This window comes from Bacillus sp. 41-22 (assembly GCF_025809295.1).
In the GTDB taxonomy this organism is placed as follows: Bacteria; Bacillota; Bacilli; order Bacillales; family Bacillaceae_G; genus Bacillus_A; species Bacillus_A mycoides.
On sequence record NZ_CP084035.1, the window covers coordinates 593,962 to 614,226 of the forward strand.

At 34.6% G+C, this 20,265-nt stretch carries 18 protein-coding genes; 11 read left to right on the plus strand and 7 right to left on the minus strand.

The genetic code is table 11. The annotated features are described in order from the left end of the window. Window positions 1-6 precede the first annotated feature (6 nt). Entirely contained in the window at window positions 7-2,361 is a 2,355-nt protein-coding gene (locus LCF45_RS03030) for a heavy metal translocating P-type ATPase (protein ID WP_078213711.1), read from the plus strand. A gap of 225 nt (window positions 2,362-2,586) precedes the next feature. Here LCF45_RS03030 and LCF45_RS03035 read toward each other — a convergent pair whose 3' ends face one another. Continuing rightward, window positions 2,587-4,050 (minus strand): nicotinate phosphoribosyltransferase, encoded by a 1,464-nt coding sequence (locus LCF45_RS03035; protein ID WP_002169184.1) that lies wholly within the window; start codon window positions 4,048-4,050, stop codon window positions 2,587-2,589. A 198-nt stretch (window positions 4,051-4,248) separates the two neighbouring features. On the opposite strand from LCF45_RS03035, the gene LCF45_RS03040 reads away from it, so the two are divergent. The 3 genes from LCF45_RS03040 (at window position 4,249) to LCF45_RS03050 (ending at window position 7,517) form a co-directional block, all read left to right on the plus strand. Next, window positions 4,249-5,508 carry a tetratricopeptide repeat protein gene (locus LCF45_RS03040; RefSeq protein ID WP_002010467.1) on the plus strand — a complete coding sequence of 420 codons (1,260 nt, stop codon included), beginning with the start codon at window positions 4,249-4,251 and terminating at the stop codon, window positions 5,506-5,508. 14 nt (window positions 5,509-5,522) lie between these two features. Beyond that, window positions 5,523-5,651, plus strand: coding sequence for an NprX family peptide pheromone (locus tag LCF45_RS03045; protein ID WP_000733136.1), 129 nt, complete (start codon window positions 5,523-5,525; stop codon window positions 5,649-5,651). Between the two features lie 165 nt (window positions 5,652-5,816). Then, window positions 5,817-7,517: a M4 family metallopeptidase gene (locus tag LCF45_RS03050; protein ID WP_002186923.1), complete on the plus strand. Its 1,701-nt coding sequence runs from the start codon at window positions 5,817-5,819 to the stop codon at window positions 7,515-7,517. A gap of 50 nt (window positions 7,518-7,567) precedes the next feature. On the opposite strand, the gene LCF45_RS03055 is transcribed toward LCF45_RS03050, so the two are convergent. Continuing rightward, the gene (locus LCF45_RS03055) at window positions 7,568-8,128 is read right to left on the minus strand and encodes a TVP38/TMEM64 family protein (protein WP_002169182.1); all 561 of its coding nucleotides are present in this window, start codon (window positions 8,126-8,128) and stop codon (window positions 7,568-7,570) included. A 399-nt stretch (window positions 8,129-8,527) separates the two neighbouring features. Between LCF45_RS03055 and LCF45_RS03060 the strand changes: the two genes are divergently transcribed. Further along, a complete protein-coding gene (locus LCF45_RS03060) occupies window positions 8,528-9,046 on the plus strand; it encodes an RNase A-like domain-containing lipoprotein (RefSeq protein WP_002125157.1) in 519 nt (172 codons plus the stop codon). A gap of 14 nt (window positions 9,047-9,060) precedes the next feature. Continuing rightward, window positions 9,061-9,333 carry a hypothetical protein gene (locus LCF45_RS03065; RefSeq protein WP_002091014.1) on the plus strand — a complete coding sequence of 91 codons (273 nt, stop codon included), beginning with the start codon at window positions 9,061-9,063 and terminating at the stop codon, window positions 9,331-9,333. Between the two features lie 54 nt (window positions 9,334-9,387). Here LCF45_RS03065 and LCF45_RS03070 read toward each other — a convergent pair whose 3' ends face one another. The 3 genes from LCF45_RS03070 to LCF45_RS03080 form a co-directional block, all read right to left on the minus strand. Beyond that, a complete protein-coding gene (locus LCF45_RS03070; RefSeq protein ID WP_002125159.1) occupies window positions 9,388-10,650 on the minus strand; it encodes a VanW family protein in 1,263 nt (420 codons plus the stop codon). A gap of 234 nt (window positions 10,651-10,884) precedes the next feature. Further along, window positions 10,885-11,901 (minus strand): LCP family glycopolymer transferase, encoded by a 1,017-nt coding sequence (locus tag LCF45_RS03075; protein WP_002029713.1) that lies wholly within the window; start codon window positions 11,899-11,901, stop codon window positions 10,885-10,887. Between the two features lie 186 nt (window positions 11,902-12,087). After that, on the minus strand, window positions 12,088-13,266 hold the full coding sequence (locus LCF45_RS03080) for a NupC/NupG family nucleoside CNT transporter (protein WP_002091009.1): 1,179 nt from the start codon (window positions 13,264-13,266) through the stop codon (window positions 12,088-12,090). Window positions 13,267-13,357: 91 nt separating this feature from the next. On the opposite strand from LCF45_RS03080, the gene LCF45_RS03085 reads away from it, so the two are divergent. From LCF45_RS03085 to aspA, 3 genes are all read left to right on the plus strand, one after another. Next, entirely contained in the window at window positions 13,358-13,744 is a 387-nt protein-coding gene (locus LCF45_RS03085) for an SMU1112c/YaeR family gloxylase I-like metalloprotein (RefSeq protein WP_001017670.1), read from the plus strand. 107 nt (window positions 13,745-13,851) lie between these two features. Further along, complete coding sequence (locus tag LCF45_RS03090; protein ID WP_002125161.1) at window positions 13,852-15,150, plus strand: hemolysin family protein; 1,299 nt, start codon at window positions 13,852-13,854, stop codon at window positions 15,148-15,150. Between the two features lie 181 nt (window positions 15,151-15,331). Then, complete coding sequence (aspA, locus tag LCF45_RS03095) at window positions 15,332-16,765, plus strand: aspartate ammonia-lyase (protein ID WP_002029742.1); 1,434 nt, start codon at window positions 15,332-15,334, stop codon at window positions 16,763-16,765. A 38-nt stretch (window positions 16,766-16,803) separates the two neighbouring features. Here aspA and LCF45_RS03100 read toward each other — a convergent pair whose 3' ends face one another. Together LCF45_RS03100 and LCF45_RS03105 are read right to left on the minus strand one after the other, a co-directional pair. Continuing rightward, entirely contained in the window at window positions 16,804-18,423 is a 1,620-nt protein-coding gene (locus tag LCF45_RS03100; RefSeq protein WP_078203670.1) for an L-lactate permease, read from the minus strand. Window positions 18,424-18,626: 203 nt separating this feature from the next. Further along, window positions 18,627-19,163 (minus strand): redoxin domain-containing protein, encoded by a 537-nt coding sequence (locus LCF45_RS03105; RefSeq protein ID WP_307838409.1) that lies wholly within the window; start codon window positions 19,161-19,163, stop codon window positions 18,627-18,629. A 387-nt stretch (window positions 19,164-19,550) separates the two neighbouring features. Between LCF45_RS03105 and LCF45_RS03110 the strand changes: the two genes are divergently transcribed. Beyond that, entirely contained in the window at window positions 19,551-19,838 is a 288-nt protein-coding gene (locus LCF45_RS03110) for an ArsR/SmtB family transcription factor (RefSeq protein ID WP_001075217.1), read from the plus strand. 207 nt (window positions 19,839-20,045) lie between these two features. Continuing rightward, window positions 20,046-20,225: an acid-soluble spore protein H gene (locus LCF45_RS03115; RefSeq protein WP_002010492.1), complete on the plus strand. Its 180-nt coding sequence runs from the start codon at window positions 20,046-20,048 to the stop codon at window positions 20,223-20,225. Window positions 20,226-20,265: the final 40 nt, after the last annotated feature.

Genomic DNA, 20,265 nt, shown 5'->3' on the forward strand with positions numbered 1-20,265 from the left:
AGAACGATGGCAGAAGCATTAGTGAAAAAGAAACTTATGCTAGAAGGTTTAGATTGTGCAAATTGTGCAATGAAAATTGAAAAAGGTGTTGGGAATATAGAAGGGGTAACATCTTGTTCCGTAAACTTTGCAACAAAAACGATGCTTTTAGAAACACCGCAAAATAAAGAAAATCAAGTTGTTACGGAAGCGAAGCAACTTGTTACAAAATTAGAGCCACATATTAAAGTGCAAGAAGAGCAAAAAACAAAATCAGTAAAAGAAGTATTTGTATTAGAAGGCTTAGACTGTGCAAATTGTGCAATGAAGATTGAAAATAAGGTAAAGGAAATGCCAACAATTTCAGAAGCGACTGTTGATTTCGTATCAAAGAAATTACGAGTAGAAGTTGCAAATAAACGAGAACTTGAATCGACTGTACAAAATATAAAAAATGTTGTTCAAAAGTTAGAGCCTGATGTAAAAGTTGTTCGTGAAGAGGAAAAAGGACACGACCATGATCATGGTGATGGAAATGTGAAAAAGATGATAGGACGATTAGTAGTCGGTGGAATTTTGACAGGAATTGCTGCGTTAGCCGGATTACCGCAAATGATAACAATTCCATTATTCGTCCTTGCTTATTTATTAATAGGTGGAGATATCGTTTGGAGAGCGGTAAGAAACATAACTCGCGGCCAAGTGTTCGATGAAAACTTTTTAATGGCAATTGCAACTTTAGGAGCTTTCGCGATTCAACAATATCCAGAAGCGGTAGCAGTTATGCTATTTTACCAAGTAGGGGAACTGTTCCAAAGTATTGCAGTAAATCGTTCTCGAAAATCAATTACGTCATTAATGGATATTCGTCCTGACTATGCGAATGTGAAAGTTGGAAACGAAACGAAACAAGTATCACCAGAAGATGTGCAAATTGGTGAGTATATTATCGTAAAACCAGGTGAAAAAGTACCGTTAGACGGGAAAGTAGTTGAGGGAACATCAATGATGGATACTTCAGCGTTAACAGGTGAGTCTGTACCGAGGGAAGTAGAAGTTGGTAATGACGTATTAAGTGGTTTTGTAAACCAAAATGGTGTATTAATTGTCGAAGTTACAAAAGAGTTTGGTGAATCCACTGTATCGAAAATTTTAGACTTAGTACAAAATGCAAGTAGCAAAAAAGCGCCAACAGAAAACTTTATTACAAAGTTTGCACGTTATTATACTCCTGTTGTAGTTATAACAGCAGCAATAATGGCATTTATTCCACCACTTATTTTAGAGGGTGCTACATTCTCCGATTGGATTTATAGAGCTTTAGTGTTCTTAGTAATCTCTTGTCCATGTGCGCTCGTTGTATCGATTCCTCTTGGATTCTTTGGCGGTATTGGTGGGGCATCTAAAAGTGGTATTTTAGTAAAAGGAAGTAACTATTTAGAAGCATTGAATGATGTGAAATATATCGTTTTTGATAAAACAGGAACATTAACAAAAGGTGTCTTTAAAGTTACGAAGATGGAGCCTAGTGAAGGTATCACAGCTGAAGAGCTATTAGAATATGCAGCATTTGCAGAAGTATATTCAAATCATCCGATTGCACAATCTATTCGAAATGCATATGGAAAATCAATCGATGAAAATGCTATTGAAGACTATAGTGAAATTTCTGGTCATGGTACGGTTGTAAAAGTACAAGGAAAAGAAATTTTCGCAGGTAATGCTAAATTAATGAGCAAAGAAAACATTAAATTTAAGCAACCGAATACAGTAGGTACACTAGTTCATGTTGCTGTAGATGGTAAATATGCAGGGTATATTGTTATCTCTGATGAGGTAAAAGAGGATTCAAAACAAGCAATTCAAAAGTTAAAAGAACTAGGTATTAAGAAGACAGTCATGTTAACTGGTGATGCAAAATCAGTCGGGGAAGCTGTTGGTAAAGAATTAGGTTTAGATGAAGTTCATGCCGAATTATTACCACACCAAAAAGTAGAAGAAATCGAAAAAATTGATGCAGCAAAACGCGGTAAAGAAAAGATTGCATTCGTCGGTGATGGTATTAATGATACGCCAGTACTAGCAAGGGCAGACGTTGGTATTGCGATGGGCGGCTTAGGGTCAGATGCAGCAATTGAAGCTGCTGACATCGTTATTATGACTGATGAGCCTTCAAAAATTGTGACAGCAGTAAAAATTGCAAAACGTACACGTAGCATCGTATGGCAAAATATTATATTTGCATTAGGGGTAAAAGGGTTAGTGTTATTACTCGGCGCCTTTGGTATTGCAACAATGTGGGAAGCAGTCTTCTCAGATGTTGGTGTGACGTTACTTGCAGTATTAAATGCAATGCGTGTACTACGAGTAAAAGATTTATAAAAAAGAGGACGCAATTGCGTCCTCTTTTTTATTGGTTATTTTGTTGAAATTGACTCAAGAAAATAATATCAAATATTATTTTGTTTTTAAATAATTTAATATATAAATTTACAAAAAATATAATATTCTTCCTATTATTTTAATATATTTTTTACAAATATCCATATAGTATTGAAAAATGGAGAAGTGGGGGAGGGACAAAACCCCACTGATTAAAACTTCACTTTATTTTTGTATGTTTTTTTCAACCTGTTCTCGAACAGTTTGAATATAATTCATTTTATGATCCCAACATTCTTGGCTTAAATCGACAGGGTACTCTTCTGGGTTTAAAGTTCGCATATACTCTTCCCAAAATAGTGAGAGGCTGCGTTCATTATACTTTTGAATATCTAATATATTAGGTAATTCATACGCTCTTTTACCGTTAATGAAAATATCTTGATGTAGTTCGCGTGCTTCAAAGCTTGTTACGAATTTACTTATATATGTATGAACTGGATGAAACATTTTTAAACGCTCTTCTTTTCCGGGTTCTTCTGACTCTAAAGCAATATAATCGCCCTCTGCATGATCGTTAACACGGTTAATAATACGATAAACTCGTTTAAGTCCTGGGGTTGTAATTTTTTCAGGATTAGATGAAATCTTAATCGTATCATTTAATTTTCCGTCAGTATCTTCAATAGCGACTAGTTTATAAACAGCCCCTAATGCTGGCTGCTCAAAGGATGTAATCAGCTTTGTACCAACACCCCATACATCAATTTTTGCCCCTTGAGATTTCAAGTGCATAATCGTATATTCATCTAAATCGCTAGAAGCGATAATTTTTGTGTTTGTAAATCCAGCTGCATCAAGTTGTTTTCTGGCCTCCTTTGATAAATATGCCATATCACCACTATCAAGGCGAATGCCATAAAAATCGATACGATCCCCGAACTCTTTTGCAACACGAATCGCATTTGGAACACCAGATTTTAATGTGTCGTATGTATCGACAAGAAATACACATTTTTTATGTGTTTCAGCATATTTTTTAAATGCAACATATTCATCGCGATATGCTTGAACGAAAGAATGGGCATGTGTGCCAGCTACAGGGATGCCAAATCGTTTCCCTGCGCGAACGTTACTTGTAGATGAAAAACCACCAATAAAGGCAGCTCGTGTTCCCCAAAGGGCAGCATCAAACTCATGAGCTCGTCTTGTACCGAACTCTAAAAGCTCATCATTATTTGCAGCATGCTTCATACGTGCAGCTTTTGTAGCAATTAATGTTTGGTAATTTACAATATTTAAGAGGGCGGTTTCAATTATTTGTGCCTCGCCAAGCGGTGCATCAACACGTAATAATGGTTCGTTATTAAAAACAACTTCGCCTTCTTGCATACTACGAATCGTGCCAGTAAATTTCATGTTTTGTAAATAATGAAGGAAGTCTTCTTCAAATTGCAGCTCTGCTAAATAAGCGATGTCACTTTCGGTAAAGCTGAAATTTTCTATGTACTCTACAATTTTTTCAAGACCAGCAAAAACAGCATAGCCGTTTTCGAATGGAAGCTTTCGAAAGTATAGATCAAAAACAGAACGGCGAGTATGAATACCATCTTTCCAATATGTATAAGCCATGTTGATTTGATATAAATCTGTATGTAAGGCGTAACTATCGTCTTTATAATGATTCATTGCGAAAACACCTCCGTAATTTGATTATAGTATACCAATTTTTCCCCTTTCGTAGCAAAGAAGTAATAGGGGATTGAAGTCAAGAGAGAAAAAAATGAAATAATGCATATTTTTTAGAAAATTTACATTTATCAATTTATATTTCTCTAGATTTTATGTATTATTAGAGTAGTGGGGTAATGAGAATGGAGGAGGACAATGCAACAAACATTAGAAAAAATAGGCAAGCAAGTTTTTTATAAACGGCTACAGCAAAAAATGACACAAGAAGAATTATGTCAGGGCATTTGTTCTGTCTCATACTTAAGTAAGATCGAAAATGGAAAGATTGAAGCATCAGAAGAAATTCTACAATTGCTCTGCACAAGACTAGAAATTGCTGTGACGGATTTGAGAGATGTAGAAGAAGATGTGAAAGTGAAGTTGGACGAGTGGTTGAATGCATTAGTTCATTTGGACAAGCAACAAGTAGAGCGCATATACGAAGAGTTGCAAGGTGAAATGAAGCATGTGTTGGATTTTGAAATTATAAATTATTATAAACTGCTGTATACACGTTATTTAATGATGAAGCGGGATCTCCCTGCTGTTGAAGAAGAATTGGACGGATTGAAGAAAGTGTATAAGAAATACTCGCCTTTTCAGAAGATGTTATATACGTATAATAAGGCATTATTATATTCTGTGCAGTACAAATATACGCAAGCATTAGAATATCTGTTAAAGACGGAATCGATGGCGAAAGAGTTAGGATATTATGAAACAGGAATATATTATAATTTGGCATTGACATATAGTCAGATGGAAATAGACCATATGACATTATATTTTGCTAATGTGGCATTAGAAGGTTTTAAAAGTGAATATAAATTTAGAAATATAATTAATTGTAAGTTTTTAATTGCGTTTAGTTATACTAGAAAAAAACAATATAATGAAGCTATGGAAATCTATAATCATATCATAAGAGAAGCAACTTCTTTTGCTGATAAAGATAATATTCTTTCTATTGCTTTAAATAATATTGGTTATCTATACTACCGACAAAAAAATTATGCCAAGGCGAAAGAGTATTATATAGAATGCTTAAAGTATAAAAAAGAAGAGGATATGAATTATATTGATGCCATGTATGAGCTCTCATTACAGTGTATTCAATTAGGAGAACTTGAGGAAGCGGCTGAATGGATTGAAAAAGGTATCCTTGCTGCAAGGAAAGATGATAGATACAAAGGGATGTTATATTTATTGTTAAATTTAAGATATAAATATTTTGAAGAAAGAGACCTCTATAAAAAATTTCTAGAAACAGAAGTAGTTCCTTTCTTTAAAACAGAGGAAAATATAAAAGATTTAAAGAAAGTATACTTAGAACTAGCTGAATACTTAGAAGAATGCTCAGATTTTAAAGAAAGTAATCGCTATTATAAATTAGCGATTACTTTATTAGAAGAGTAAAGAGGAGGGATAGTATGAAAAAGTTAATTGCAGGAACATTTGTGGTTATGGCAATTGCAGCTGTAGTATTGGATATTCAGTATGCTTGGAAGCCGGATACTCTAGGGCAAGAAGCTAAAACAGTTGAACAAATTAATTTATAAAAAAAACCCTTTCCCAACGGAAAGGGTTTTTTTCAATATTTGTTCCTCAAAATTCTACAACACTTGAGAAAGAAATTAATTGAATTTTTAGTATATTAATAGTGAAAACATAATGCTAATATGAAACTACTCTTTTCAAAAATTTTTTATTAGGGGGAAGGTTATATGAAAAGAAAGAGTTTAGCGTTAGTGTTAGCGACAGGAATGGCAGTTACTACGTTCGGAGGGACAGGCTCTGCATTTGCGGATTCTAAAAATGTACTCTCTACTAAGAAGTACAATGAGACGGTACAGTCACCTGAGTTTATTTCTGGTGATCTAACTGGAGCGACTGGTAAGAAAGCGGAATCTGTGGTGTTTGATTACTTAAACGCAGCAAAAGGTGATTATAAGCTAGGGGAAAAGAGTGCGCAAGATTCTTTCAAAGTGAAACAAGTGAAAAAAGATGCTGTAACTGATTCAACAGTAGTACGTATGCAACAAGTTTACGAGGGAGTACCTGTATGGGGGTCTACTCAAGTAGCTCACGTAAGTAAAGATGGTTCTTTAAAAGTATTGTCTGGAACAGTTGCGCCTGATTTAGACAAGAAGGAAAAGTTAAAAAACAAAAATAAGATTGAAGGCGCAAAAGCAATTGAAATTGCGCAACAAGATTTAGGAGTAACACCTAAATACGAAGTGGATCCAAAAGCGGATTTATATGTATATCAAAATGGTGAAGAAACGACATATGCATACGTTGTGAATTTAAACTTCTTAGAGCCCAATCCAGGAAACTATTACTATTTCATTGAAGCGGAAAGCGGTAAAGTGTTAAATAAATATAATAAACTTGATCATGTAACGAATGATGATAAGTCACCAGTTAAGCAAGATGCTCCTAAACAGGAAGCGAAAGCGGTTGTAAAGCCTGTAACAGGAACGAATAAAGTGGGAACTGGTAAAGGTGTATTAGGAGATACGAAATCGCTTAATACAACGTTATCTGGATCATCTTACTATTTACAAGATAATACGCGCGGAGCAACAATTTTCACATATGATGCGAAAAACCGCTCAACATTACCAGGAACATTATGGGCAGATGCAGATAATGTTTTCAATGCAGCGTATGATGCAGCGGCAGTAGATGCTCATTACTATGCAGGTAAAACATATGATTACTATAAAGCTACATTTAACAGAAACTCTATTAATGATGCAGGAGCACCATTAAAATCAACAGTTCATTACGGAAGTAAGTATAATAATGCATTCTGGAACGGCTCACAAATGGTATACGGAGATGGTGATGGTGTAACATTCACTTCATTATCTGGTGGCATTGATGTAATTGGCCATGAATTAACACATGCTGTTACGGAAAATAGCTCGGATTTAATTTATCAAAATGAATCAGGAGCGTTAAATGAAGCAATTTCTGATATTTTTGGTACTTTAGTAGAATTCTATGATAACCGTAACCCAGATTGGGAGATTGGTGAAGATATTTATACACCTGGTCAGGCGGGAGATGCACTTCGTTCTATGAGTGATCCAGCGAAATATGGTGACCCAGACCATTATTCTAAGCGTTACACTGGTTCAAGTGATAACGGTGGCGTTCATACAAACAGTGGTATTATTAACAAACAAGCTTATTTATTAGCAAATGGTGGTACGCATTCTGGTGTAACTGTAACTGGTATCGGTAAAGATAAATTAGGTGCGATTTACTACCGTGCAAATACACAGTATTTCACGCAATCTACTACATTTAGTCAAGCACGTGCTGGTGCAGTACAAGCTGCAGCTGATTTATATGGTGCTAGCTCTGCAGAAGTAGCAGCAGTTAAGCAATCATTTAGTGCTGTTGGTGTAAACTAAGGCTTTAAGGGATAGTTATTAATAAAATACCTCAAAAATAAAGAAGGAGCCTATGCTCCTTCTTTATTTTTTTTCCATTTTTTCCACAAATAAAATAATCCAACACAACCTGCGATTGTAATAATCCATTTCGCTTCATTTGTTCCGTTAATGACATGATATGCAGAATATACTTCAATCAATAAAGCCGGTATTTTCCCTATTGTGCTGGCAATACTGAAAGAGAGTAATGACATTTTGCCTAGAGCTGCAAATAAAGTAACGATACTGGACGGAATGAAAGGAATAAAACGAAAAGATAGGACGAGTAGAAATGCCTCTCTGCCTTCTACGTAAAGAAGGCGTTCTACCTTTGGATACGTATTTACTTTATCGTGAGTGAACTTTTGAAGGCCTATACGATAAATATAAAACGAGATAATAGCCCCTAATGCCTCACCTGCGATCGAAATGATTGTGCCATTTGTTACACCGAAGAGCTGTATATTAATGACGGTCAAAAAAATACTAGGGATAAAACCTAAAAGACTGATGATGATGTTGATTAAGATACTAAGTGGAATTGCGATTGAATAATAGTCTGTTAAGAAGTTTTGAATTGTTTCAGCCATTCTTTAAAATCCTTTATCTTTTTTTGCATTACACCATATTTACATTGTATAGGCAAGTGCAAATTTACATAATGTAGAAAACAGTTGATAGAAAGGGATTTTTATACCTTATATAGGTATTGGGTATATGAAAGTAGGGGTATATTTAGTTTGTTTAAAAAACACTCCATAAATCCTGTATTTAAAGGGTTTATGGAGTGTTTTGATTGGTGTTTTCATCAGGGAAATAATTATAAAAACATGGGGGGATATTTTAAAAAGGGCGAAAAACAGTGATTTGATGAAAGGGGGGTGGAAAATATAGCAAAATGAATGAGGATTTTAAAACTGTATACATTTTTTCTTTGTGAAATTGACTTTTAGTGGAGTTACGATAATAATCATGGAAGAGGTGATACGATGAAACGATTAAGTAGTCTTTTCTTGAGTAGTTTATTGGCACTAATGCTGATTTTAAGTGGATGTGCAGGAAAAGAACAAAAAACAGAAAAACCAAAAGAGGATCATTCTACATCAGTAGAAAAAATTAGTGATAATATTTTAGATGAAATGGAAGGGCCACCTAAAAATGGTCATACGATTGAAAGGCATGTAGGCAAATCAGAAGAGGATTTGAAGAATCGTTTGAAGACAGATAAAGTTTCAGCGGCAAGTACATACTATGATAAGGAAACAGCGACAAAGGCTGTGAAAGATAGTTTAAAACAACATGATAAAGAAATTCAGGATTGGTTGAAAAACTCTAAAGAGGCTCGTCTTGTATTGAATACAACTCATTCATTCCCAGTTGGAAAAACAGTAATAAAGAAAAATATGAATGTAAAAGACAAACTAGTAAAGACTGTTACTGTTTTAGCGAGAGATAAATCAGGAAATCTAGGATTTAAGATTATTACTTCTTATCCATCAGATAAATAAAGGGGGGAGTATATATGTATCCAACATTACAATACTTTCTTAAATCGTACTGTACGTTAAGTATTCATGAGGATGAAATAGTAAGCGTAATGGAAGAGTTTATAGAGCAAGAGGACGAAGAGATTGTTTTGAAATTACGCGATGAATTAGTAAATATGAAGAAAAAGAACGCGTGGGAAGAAGCGTGCGTATTAGCTGCGAAGCAAGGCAATCGTGTGTGGTCTTTAGAAGAAACGAAAGATCATCTGGAAATTTTTTTACTATTATTGCAAAAGAAAAAGGCGTGAGTAGATCACGCCTTTTTGTATACGCTTTTTGAAATTTGTCCGTTTGATATTATCTCATTGTTTTGGGGCACTTTTATATACGCTTTTTGAAATTTGTCCATTTGAGAGTACTTCACCGTTTTGTGTTACTTTTTTATACGTAACCGCTGTTATTTTATCACCAGTATTACTAATTACTTGAGAAGAAACTTCAACATTTTTACCAGTATTTGTACCGAAAATACGTGTAGTAATACTACCGCCATTTGAAAATGCTTGAATGTAAATATGCTTACCTGTATTGTTTTTAAATTTTAAATCCGGACCATAATCTGCCACTGCTGCATCCTGCCCAAGTGGTAAATAATTTACGGGCATAGAATGATTGCTTCGAGAAACAATTCCTAAATCTGCCCTTAAAGCTGCGCTGTATAAAGTACTACTTACTTGGCAAACGCCTCCGCCTGCACTTTGTATAACTTTACCTTGTGAATATACTGCTGCGGATTTATAACCATGTGCAGCATCAGTTACGCCAACACGGCCATTAAAACTAAACGTTTCATCAGGTGCTACAATAACTCCACTTAACGTATTAGCTGACTTATTTACGTTATAGGATTGATTTCCATTACGGCCAGCCATTGGGGTAGAATATTCAGCAATCACTTCTTTAATCCCCATTTGTTGTATATCTTCTGTAGAACGTTCAGGTTTTATTAGTGTAACTGGTAATACAACATCGGGTGCGCCAGAAGTAATAGCTGCGCTTGTTAAATCGGTTAATTTTCCTTTATCAATTTTTTCTCCATTTTGACTTTGGCTAATATTTACTGTAGAGCCTTCAACACTTAATTCGGCGTTGACAGGATTTTTTAATGTTTCATTATATTTATCCTTTATAAAGGTTTCATAAGTTGTTGTATTTAATTGTGGTGTTAATTTATAGTCACGTTTTACTTCACCGTTTTCAGCTTGCTTACGCATGTTGTAACGATTCATTACGTTCCCTTCTTGTTCTTTAAAGATATTGTCGACAATATCCTTCTCTTTATAATCTACTCCTAAATCTTTCCACGTGTAATTTTGCTTATCATTTTGGAATACGTAGTTAAGAGATTTTTGATTTAATTCATTCATCTTTTGATTAACAAGGGCTTGAATATCTGCTTTATTTTTTCCATCAAGAGAAATACCTTCAAATGTAGTGTTTGGTAGTGCAGTTGTATTTAGTTGATTATTTAATTTGGATACATATTGATATCCACCAATACCGCCAACACAAAGTAATATGCCACCAGCAATAGCGGAACCAATCAGTATTTTGCTTAGCTTCATTTATTTCCCCCCAGAAAAATTTTTATAAATATATGTATTACATTTTTTGTATAAAAATGATGAAAATAACATTATGTACGTCCTAGTATACTATTATTTTCACTACGTGTGTAATGTTTTCATAAAAAATGTTACACTGCTGTAATAATTGTCTCTTTTTGTCACAATATGCATGAGAAATATGTTGAAAATTATAATAAAAAGGCTGCTTAGAAAAATCTAGCAGCCTTTTTATTATAATTTTTTATGCTCATTTTTATTCGTAACACCGAGATGTTCTTGAAGTGTTGTCGATATATCATTAACACTCTTTTCGTTTGGAACGTAATAATAAATACCACCTATATATTTATCAGTACCTTCCACTTGCAATTTATCCATTTTTAAATTTGAATCCATTGAATTTTTTGCAATAGTCATCATATCATCAAAAGTTAAATTTGTTTTTAAGTCTGTATCGACAGCATCTAATAGGCTTCCGATTTTATTAATGGAATTGAGAGATAGGGCTTTTTCAGCAATAGCCTCTAAAACAAGTTGTTGTCGTTGACCACGCATATAATCACTATCAATATGACGCGTTCTAGCTAGTGCAAGTGCTTCTTCTCCATTTAAATGTTGACGCCCTTTTTTTAGGTGAATTGCATCTGCTTCGTCGCTACTATTTTGTTCTGTGAACTCAACTGGAACGTCGACAGTTATACCACCTAGAGAATCAACAATCTTGATAAAGGATTTGAAATTAAATTTTACATAGTAATCAACTGGTACATCTAAAAATTTTTCTACTGTATCAATTGTGCTGTCTACACCACCAAATACATGTGCATGTGTAATTTTATCATATTTATCACGTGATTTAATGAAGACGCGTGAATCACGTGGAATGCTGACTAGTTTAACAGATTTATCATTTTTATTAATTGTTGCAAGTAGTAATGCATCTGTACGAGTCGCTTTTCCGTAACCTTTTTCCCTGATATCACTTTCATCAACACCCATGATCAGGACAGAAATATTATCAGTCATAGGTTTAACAGCTTTTTCACGTTTGCTGGATTTATCTCCTCGGCCGAGTTCAGAATAAGCGTTGCTTAAGACGGATTTTGCTTTACTGTATATATGGAAGGAATAGCCTCCTGCTCCCATTGCTACAATAAGTAAGGGAATAAGAATGAACCAAAGTAGGCGCTTTTTCTTTGAGCGTCCTTTTTTGGCTCGAGTTTCGTTGTTAATGTCGGATTTCATCATTTTTTCTCCTTTAAAACAATCAAAGTGTATACATTTAGAAGCGTATTAAAACACATAAAAAATATTTTACGCTAAATAAAAGGTATTGTACATGTATAAAAAATAGATGTATTGATTATTTATAAGACATCTATTCGTTATTGTATACAAAAGACAGGGATAAGAAAATGATAAAATTTTACCTAATTAAAGCATAATACTTACAATAATCGCAGATAAAATACTAACAAGAGTAGCGCCGTATAGTAATTTTAGGCCGAAGCGGGCAACAACATTTCCTTGTTCTTCGTTTAACCCTTTTACCGCACCGGAAATAATTCCAATGGAAGAAAAGTTGGCAAAAGAAACGAGGAAGACAGAAATAATACCAACTGTACGGATAGAGAGAGTGCTGGAAATTTTACTAAGATCCATCATTGCTACAAATTCATTTGTTACAAGCTTTGTTGCCATAATGCTACCCGCTGTGACAATTTCAGAACTTGGTACGCCGATAAGAAATGCAATAGGGGCGAATACATAGCCTATTAATTGTTGGAAAGTAATGCCGAATATAATGAGGAATAGGTCATTAATGCAACTCATTAATGCGACGAATCCAATGAGCATAGCACCGACGACAATTGCTACACGAAAACCATCAAGAATGTATTCTCCAAGCATTTCAAAGAAACTTTGTTTTCCCCCTTTTATTACCAAAATGTCTTCATCATCGTTAACGTCGTAAGGGTTAATAATGAGTACGATAATAAAACCACTAAATAAATTGAGAACGAGTGCGGTTACTACATATTTTGGTTCAATCATTGTCATATAGGCACCGACAATGGACATAGATACTGTTGACATAGCAGAGGCGCAAAGTGTATATAGTCGATGTTTTGGAATTTGGGCTAATTGTTTTTTAACCGTAATAAAAACTTCTGATTGGCCGACAATAGCGGAAGCGATGGCGTTGTAAGATTCTAATTTCCCAAGACCGTTTATTTTACTAAGAAAGAAACCAATCCAACGAATAAAGAATGGTAGTATTTTGAAATGTTGTAATATACCAATTAAGACGGAGATAAAGACAATCGGTAATAATACGTTAAGGAAAAATGGCATTTCCCCTTTATTTGCAAGACCGCCAAATACAAAGTTTATACCACTGGCAGCATACTCAAGTAGCCTCGTAAACAGGCTAGAAATTACCGTAATAAGTATGAGACCAATTTCTGTATTTAATAATAAATAGGTTAAAATTAATTGTATAATAAGCATGATAAAAATTGGTTTAAATTTAATATGTTTCTTATTGTTGCTAGCAATATAAGCAAGGAAGAAAACAACGATAAGTCCCACGAAAAAAGTAATAAATTTCATAGTAAGCCCCCTAAAAGAGATATTCTGCTATATATGTTTTTCATTTCAAGGGAGAATATGCATCTTTGGTAAAGAAAGGAATAGAGAGAGCATGAATATATGTAGAGTGCACCACGTTGCAATTATTTGTTCGAATTATGAACTGTCAAAGGATTTTTATACTCGGATATTAGGTTTTAAAGCGATAAATGAAGTATATAGAAAAGAACGAGATTCTTATAAGTTAGATTTATGTGTAGGGGAAGAGTATCAAATTGAATTATTTTCATTTCCTAGTCCACCTGAGCGCCCAAGTTTTCCAGAAGCAGCTGGACTTAGACATTTAGCATTTGCTGTTACAAATATAGAAGAAGCTGTAAACCATTTAAAACAATGCGGTGTGGAGACTGAAGCGATACGTATGGATGAAATTACGGATAAAAAATTTGTCTTTTTCCAAGATCCTGATGGCTTGCCTTTAGAATTGTATGAGGCTTGAAATTGGTGAATTTTATATAGGGTTGCTTTCAAATAAATGAAGAAACTAAAGTGAAACTTCTTTTTTAAAGGAGGTGTAACTTTAGCTAAGAAAGCTAAAGGACATATGTGGATATTTTAAAATTACTGATGGTAGCCATCCTTATTGCGTTAACAGCATTTTTTGTGGCTGTTGAGTTTGCAATTATTAAGGTGCGTAGCAGTCGTATTGATCAACTCGTTAGTGAAAAACGACGAGGAGCATTGGCAGCTAAAAAAGTAACTTCGAATTTAGATGAGTATTTATCAGCATGTCAGTTAGGTATTACAATTACTGCTTTAGGGCTTGGGTGGTTAGGAGAGCCCACTATAAAACATATACTCGAGCCGTTGTTTTTAAAACTACACCTATCTCCTGCAATTGCAAGTACAGTTTCATTTATTATTGCCTTTGCAGTTATTACGTTTTTACATGTTGTCATTGGTGAACTTGCTCCGAAGACGCTCGCTATACAAAGGGCAGAGCAAGTTAGCTTATTATTATCGAAGCCAATTATTTACTTTTACCGAGTAATGTATCCGTTTATTTGGGCTTTAAATGGTTCTGCAAGGCTTGTAACAGGGTTATTCGGATTACATCCGGCTTCTGAACATGAAGTAGCTCATTCGGAGGAAGAATTACGATTAATCTTATCTGAGAGTTATGAGAGTGGAGAGATTAATCAAAGGGAATTTAAATATGTAAATAATATTTTTGAATTCGATAATAGAGTCGCAAAGGAAATTATGGTACCTCGTACGGAAGTTGTAGGTTTATATGAGGACGAACCATTTGAAACACATATTAAAATAATCGCACAAGAAAAGTACACGAGATATCCCGTATTTGGTGAAGATAAAGATGAAATTATTGGGATGGTTAATGTAAAGGATTTATTTATTCGTTATATGGATGGTAATCGAGAAGAGGGGTGCTCGATTACGCCATATACAAGGCCAGTTATTGAAGTGTTAGAAAATATCCCTATTCATGATTTGCTATTACAAATGCAAAGAAAACGAATTCCATTAGCTGTATTATATGATGAATATGGTGGTACAGCGGGGATCGTTACACTAGAAGATATTTTAGAAGAAATTGTTGGAGAAATCCGAGATGAATACGATGAAGATGAGCATCCACCTATAGAACATATAAGTGAAGTGTGTAAAATTGTAGAGGGGAAAGTGCTTATTAGCGAAGTAAATGATTTATTTGGCATACATTTGGTCGCTGATGATGTTGATACAATTGGTGGTTGGATTATGGTACAAAAACAGATCGTTGCTGAGGGGGATATTATTGAGAAACACGGCTTTTCTTTTAAAGTTCTTGAAAAGGATATGCATCAAATTAAGCGAGTTGAAATAAAGAAAGTAGAAGAATGAATGGATTTTCTATTATATAAACTTTAATAAAAAGTATATATAGAAAAATAAATGTTTGCGCTTTCAAAAAAGGTGCTATATAGTGAAAGTGGATACTGAAGAATTCATTTAATGATACTCGTATTTTATAGGGCGAATTCTTTAGATAAGGATTTAGAATGAAAAGTATAGGTGATGAAAAATGATAGCAACGAAGGATATACGTATAGAAAAAGATTTTTTAGGTGAAAAGGAAGTACCGAGTGTAGCTTATTATGGTGTACAAACATTACGTGCCGTAGAAAACTTTCCTATTACAGGATACCGCATTCATCCGTCACTCATTACGGCAATGGCAATTGTAAAAAAAGCGGCAGCGCTTGCGAATATAGATACAGGTTACTTAGCTAAAGATATCGGACAAGAAATTGCAGAAGCGGCACAAGAGATTGTTGATGGAAAGTTCCATGATCAATTTATCGTAGACCCGATTCAAGGCGGAGCAGGTACTTCAATTAATATGAATACTAATGAAGTAATTGCTAATAGAGCGCTAGAACGTATGGGATACGAAAAAGGTGAATATGCGAAAATTAGCCCAAACACTCATGTGAACATGGCCCAATCAACAAATGATGCGTTTCCAACTGGGATTCATATAGCAACTCTTATGATGCTGGAAGAACTTCTTGTTACAATGGAAGAACTTCACTCTGCTTTTCATGATAAAGCAAAAGAGTTCGATCACGTTATTAAAATGGGGCGTACGCATTTGCAAGATGCAGTTCCAATTCGCCTTGGACAAGAATTTGAAGCATATAGCAGAGTGCTAGAGCGTGATATAAAAAGAATTAAACAGTCTCGTCAACATTTATACGAAGTTAATATGGGTGCGACAGCTGTCGGTACGGGATTAAATGCAAACCCTACTTATATAGAACAAGTTGTGAAGCATTTACGAACTTTTAGTGGTTTCCCTCTTGTTGGTGCAGAGCACTTAGTTGATGCGACGCAAAACACAGATGCATATACAGAAGTATCTGCAGCACTAAAAGTATGTATGATGAATATGTCTAAAATTGCAAATGACCTTCGTATTATGGCGTCTGGTCCACGTGTTGGGTTGGCGGAAATTCAATTACCAGCTCGTCAACCAGGTTCATCTATTATGCCGGGGAAAGTAAATCCAGTTATGGCAGAAGTAATTAACCAAGTTGCTTTCCAAGTAATTGGAAATGACCATACAATTTGCTTAGCGTCAGAAGCTGGACAATTAGAGTTAAATGTAATGGAGCCGGTATTAGTATTTAATTTAATTCAATCCATCAGTATTATGAATAACGGTTTCCGTGTATTCCGTGAATACTGTATAAAGGGAATTACAGCGAATGAAGAGTTGCTTAAGCAATATGTTGAAAAAAGTGTTGGAGTTATTACAGCAGTGAATCCTCATATTGGTTATGAAGCAGCTTCTCGCATTGCACGTGAAGCAATTGCGACAGGAAAATCTGTTAGGGAGCTATGTTTAGAACATGGTGTACTTACAGCAGAAGAGCTTGATATTATTTTGGACCCATACGAAATGACGCATCCTGAAATTGCTGGTGCTTCTTTATTAAAGACTAAAAAAATGTAATGTAAAAAGCACCGATCCAAATGGATCGGTGCTTTTTTTTAGAAGATATTAAATACAGAGTTGAGTTGAAGTAAGCTAATAATAGCTAAGAAGATTAAACTATATTTCATTACTATTTTAAATAGAGCAGATTCTTGACCAACTAGTCCAACTGCTGCACAAGCAACTGCTACAGATTGTGGTGAAACCATTTTTGCGATTGTACCACCAACTACGTTTAATGAAACGAGAGTAGATGGTACGATGTTTAACTGATCGGCAGTTACTGCTTGAAGTGGTGCGAATAATGAACCACTTGATACGACTGAACCTGTAATGAATACGCCAATCCATCCTAAGATTGGAGAAAGAACTGGGAATGCATTACCAGTAGAAGAGAATGCAAGTCCAAGTGTAGATGACATACCAGAGTAGTTTTCTACGTAAGCTAAAGCGATAACGCTACAAATTGTATATACTGGAACTTTTAGTTCTTTTATTGTTTCGATCATTAATTCTTTAATCATTTTGCCGTTTACACGGTAGACGATAAGTGAAACGATGATTGCTAATACAATCGCAGTAGTTGTAGAAGAGAATACATCTAGTTTGAAAATCGCTGCGAAAGGTGTATCAGCCTTTGTAATTGGTGCAGTTTTCATAACCGCATTATGAAGACCAGGGAATTGAATGTTAAATACTAAGTTTGCCAATGGACCATCCGGAGCAAATAAAGCTTTAATTGGTTTTAAATTAAAGATTGTTACAAATGCAGTTAAGAATACGAATGGGGACCAAGCATATAAAATTTGATTGAATGTATGAGATTCTTTTTCTTCTTGTTTTTCTTCTTTATCAGAAGATTTTGGTTGCCAAACACGTAAGAATAATGTAAGAGCGACCATACTTACGACTGCTGCGAAAATATTAGTAAGTTCAGCGCCTAAGAAGTAAGTCACAAGGAACTGAGTAATTGCGAAAGAAACACCACTTACAAGAATACCTTGCCAAGTTTCTTTAATGCCTTTAAATCCATCTACCATTGAAACAAGTAAGAACGGTAAAACAATGCTAATGAATGGCAAAATGTAAACAGCTTGACGACCGACAGTTAATGCATCTAGCCCAGTTAATTGTGCAGGTACTGTAACTGGAATACCCATAGCACCCATAGCACCACCAGCGATATTAGCTACTAAGCAAATACCTGCTGCTTTTAATGGATTAAAGCCCATACCTACAAGTAATGCAGCTGTAATAGCAACTGGAACACCGAAACCAGCTGCGCCTTCTAAGAAAGCACCGAAAGAATAAGCGATTAATAATACTTGTAAACGCTGATCATTTGTAATACTTGAAATGCTATCACGAATGACATTGAATTGTTCTGTTTTAACAGTTAATTTGTAAAGGAAGATAGCTGCGATAACGATAGTACAAATTGGATAAAATCCAGATAAAACACCGAATCCGGCAGATGCTACAGCTACAGTTGCGGGCATTTTATAAACAAATATAGCAAGAATAATAGCGACGATCACACTATAAAGCCCAGCCATGTAACCTTTCATTTTGAATCCCACTAAACAAATAATGAAGCAAAAAATTGGGAGTGCTGCGATTAGTGCAGATAACCAAATATTGTTTAATGGGTCATAAATTTGTGTCCAAGTACTCATAATAATGACAACTCCTATCCATTATATGTGAAGAAATTCACATTATTTGTGAAACTATTCACAATCAACTTACATGCTTAGTATATTCTCCTTCAACACTATTGTCAACGTGAAAAAGTATAATTATTCCATAATAGTATTAAAAGTAACATTTTGTTCATAAAGTAGACAAAAAGCGTAATCAAATTGATTTGATTACGCTTCTATAAATTATTTACATATTCTTTCATTTTTTCATATGTCATTGGTCCTACATGCTTATATTGAATGACACCGTTTGTATCGATGACAAAAGATGTTGGAATGCTGATGATTTGATATGTGGCACTTGCCTGGCCTTTCTGATCTAATAGGACGGGGAAGGTATATTTGTTTTCTTCAAGAAATTGTTTTACATTATTCGGGTCTTTTTCAGTAGCTGTCGCATTTACAGCAACAATTTCAATCCCCATATCTTTAGTATCGTGATAAAACTTTTCCATATCAGGCATTTCTATTTTGCATGGACCACACCAGCTTGCCCAAAAATTCAATATTACTTTTTTTCCTTTATAGTCTGTAAGACGAACTTCTTGACCAGTGGTTGTTTCCAGAAGGAAATCGAGGGCAGCATTGCCAACTTCAGTTCCAATGGGGATGTTTGATTTTGAAGCTATATCTTCTTTTTTGTATAGGAAGTGATTGATAATGGTCCAGCCAACCGCAATGCTAATTAACGCAAAAATAAACCATTTTTTAATATTACATCATCCTCCTTACTTAAATTTCCTTTTTATCGTAACAAAGTGGTTAAATATGGTCAAATTACTTTACGATAGGTTATCAATTATGGACGATATTTTACAATATCATTACTGTACATTTCAGTAAGGTGAAAATATAACAAAAAGCCTGATAAAACAACGTTTGTAAGCAAAGTATTGCTAGCCCTTTGTTTTGCTTTTTTATTGTATCATATAGTATAATATTCAAAATCAGGTGGGATTTTTTCTTGAACTGTGTGCTGATAAAAGTCGGAAAATTTTCTCAGCATTATAGGTTGATAAAGTTATGTCGTAACAGGAAATATAAGAACAGATATATAAATAAATAAAGAGAAAATAAAAAATGAAAATGAGGGGAATTTTATGAACCAAAACCAATTTGACTGTCGTATTTCAGAAGAAGACGTACAGATGTTAAGAGCATTAGCTCATCCACTTCGTCTACGTTTAGTAATGGAACTGATGCAGCGTGGAACATGTAATGTAACACAATTACAAGAGGTATTAGAAATTCCGCAATCAACTGTTTCGCAGCATTTAACGAAATTAAAACAAAATAAAGTAGTACGCTTTGAGAGACGCGGGTTAGAAGTGTACTATCAAATTCATAACGATAAAGTAAGTGAAGTAGTAAAAACATTATTTTCTTAATTTTTGAATATTATGGAAAGAAGACGTGTGAAATATACGTCTTTTTTTATTTGGAAAGGATCTAATAATAGGAAGATTTGAGAGCGTATATATTAGCGCGTTAGAAAGAAACAAACTATCGGTTGAAGTGCTAAATTGACGGAATATATTCTGAAGGGATATGAAAAGATAGAAAGGAGTGTTGTAAGCCAAAGGAGGAATAATATAATGGATGTAAAACGTGTGAAACAGATATTATCTTCTTCAAGTAGAATTGATGTTACATACGAGGGAGTCCCCGTATGGATTGAGAGCTGTGATGAGCAGAAGGGTAGTGCTCAAGTGTATGACGTATCCAACCCAGGAGAGAGCGTTCACGTGGATGTCACGGCTTTAGAAGAGATGTAATAGAAAAGACGCTTCTAATTGTAGAAGCGTCTTTTTTATT

Bases quoted from the DNA above. Each gene is read 5' to 3' on its own strand.
- aspA (WP_002029742.1), top strand. From the start codon at position 15,332: ATGATAGCAACGAAGGATATACGTATAGAAAAAGATTTTTTAGGTGAA.
- LCF45_RS03075 (WP_002029713.1), bottom strand. From the start codon at position 11,901: ATGATGAAATCCGACATTAACAACGAAACTCGAGCCAAAAAAGGACGC.
- LCF45_RS03085 (WP_001017670.1), top strand. From the start codon at position 13,358: ATGAATATATGTAGAGTGCACCACGTTGCAATTATTTGTTCGAATTAT.
- LCF45_RS03115 (WP_002010492.1), top strand. From the start codon at position 20,046: ATGGATGTAAAACGTGTGAAACAGATATTATCTTCTTCAAGTAGAATT.
- LCF45_RS03035 (WP_002169184.1), bottom strand. From the start codon at position 4,050: ATGAATCATTATAAAGACGATAGTTACGCCTTACATACAGATTTATAT.
- LCF45_RS03070 (WP_002125159.1), bottom strand. From the start codon at position 10,650: ATGAAGCTAAGCAAAATACTGATTGGTTCCGCTATTGCTGGTGGCATA.
- LCF45_RS03030 (WP_078213711.1), top strand. From the start codon at position 7: ATGGCAGAAGCATTAGTGAAAAAGAAACTTATGCTAGAAGGTTTAGAT.
- LCF45_RS03055 (WP_002169182.1), bottom strand. From the start codon at position 8,128: ATGGCTGAAACAATTCAAAACTTCTTAACAGACTATTATTCAATCGCA.
- LCF45_RS03045 (WP_000733136.1), top strand. From the start codon at position 5,523: ATGAAAAAGTTAATTGCAGGAACATTTGTGGTTATGGCAATTGCAGCT.
- LCF45_RS03065 (WP_002091014.1), top strand. From the start codon at position 9,061: ATGTATCCAACATTACAATACTTTCTTAAATCGTACTGTACGTTAAGT.
- LCF45_RS03050 (WP_002186923.1), top strand. From the start codon at position 5,817: ATGAAAAGAAAGAGTTTAGCGTTAGTGTTAGCGACAGGAATGGCAGTT.
- LCF45_RS03080 (WP_002091009.1), bottom strand. From the start codon at position 13,266: ATGAAATTTATTACTTTTTTCGTGGGACTTATCGTTGTTTTCTTCCTT.
- LCF45_RS03040 (WP_002010467.1), top strand. From the start codon at position 4,249: ATGCAACAAACATTAGAAAAAATAGGCAAGCAAGTTTTTTATAAACGG.
- LCF45_RS03100 (WP_078203670.1), bottom strand. From the start codon at position 18,423: ATGAGTACTTGGACACAAATTTATGACCCATTAAACAATATTTGGTTA.
- LCF45_RS03060 (WP_002125157.1), top strand. From the start codon at position 8,528: ATGAAACGATTAAGTAGTCTTTTCTTGAGTAGTTTATTGGCACTAATG.
- LCF45_RS03110 (WP_001075217.1), top strand. From the start codon at position 19,551: ATGAACCAAAACCAATTTGACTGTCGTATTTCAGAAGAAGACGTACAG.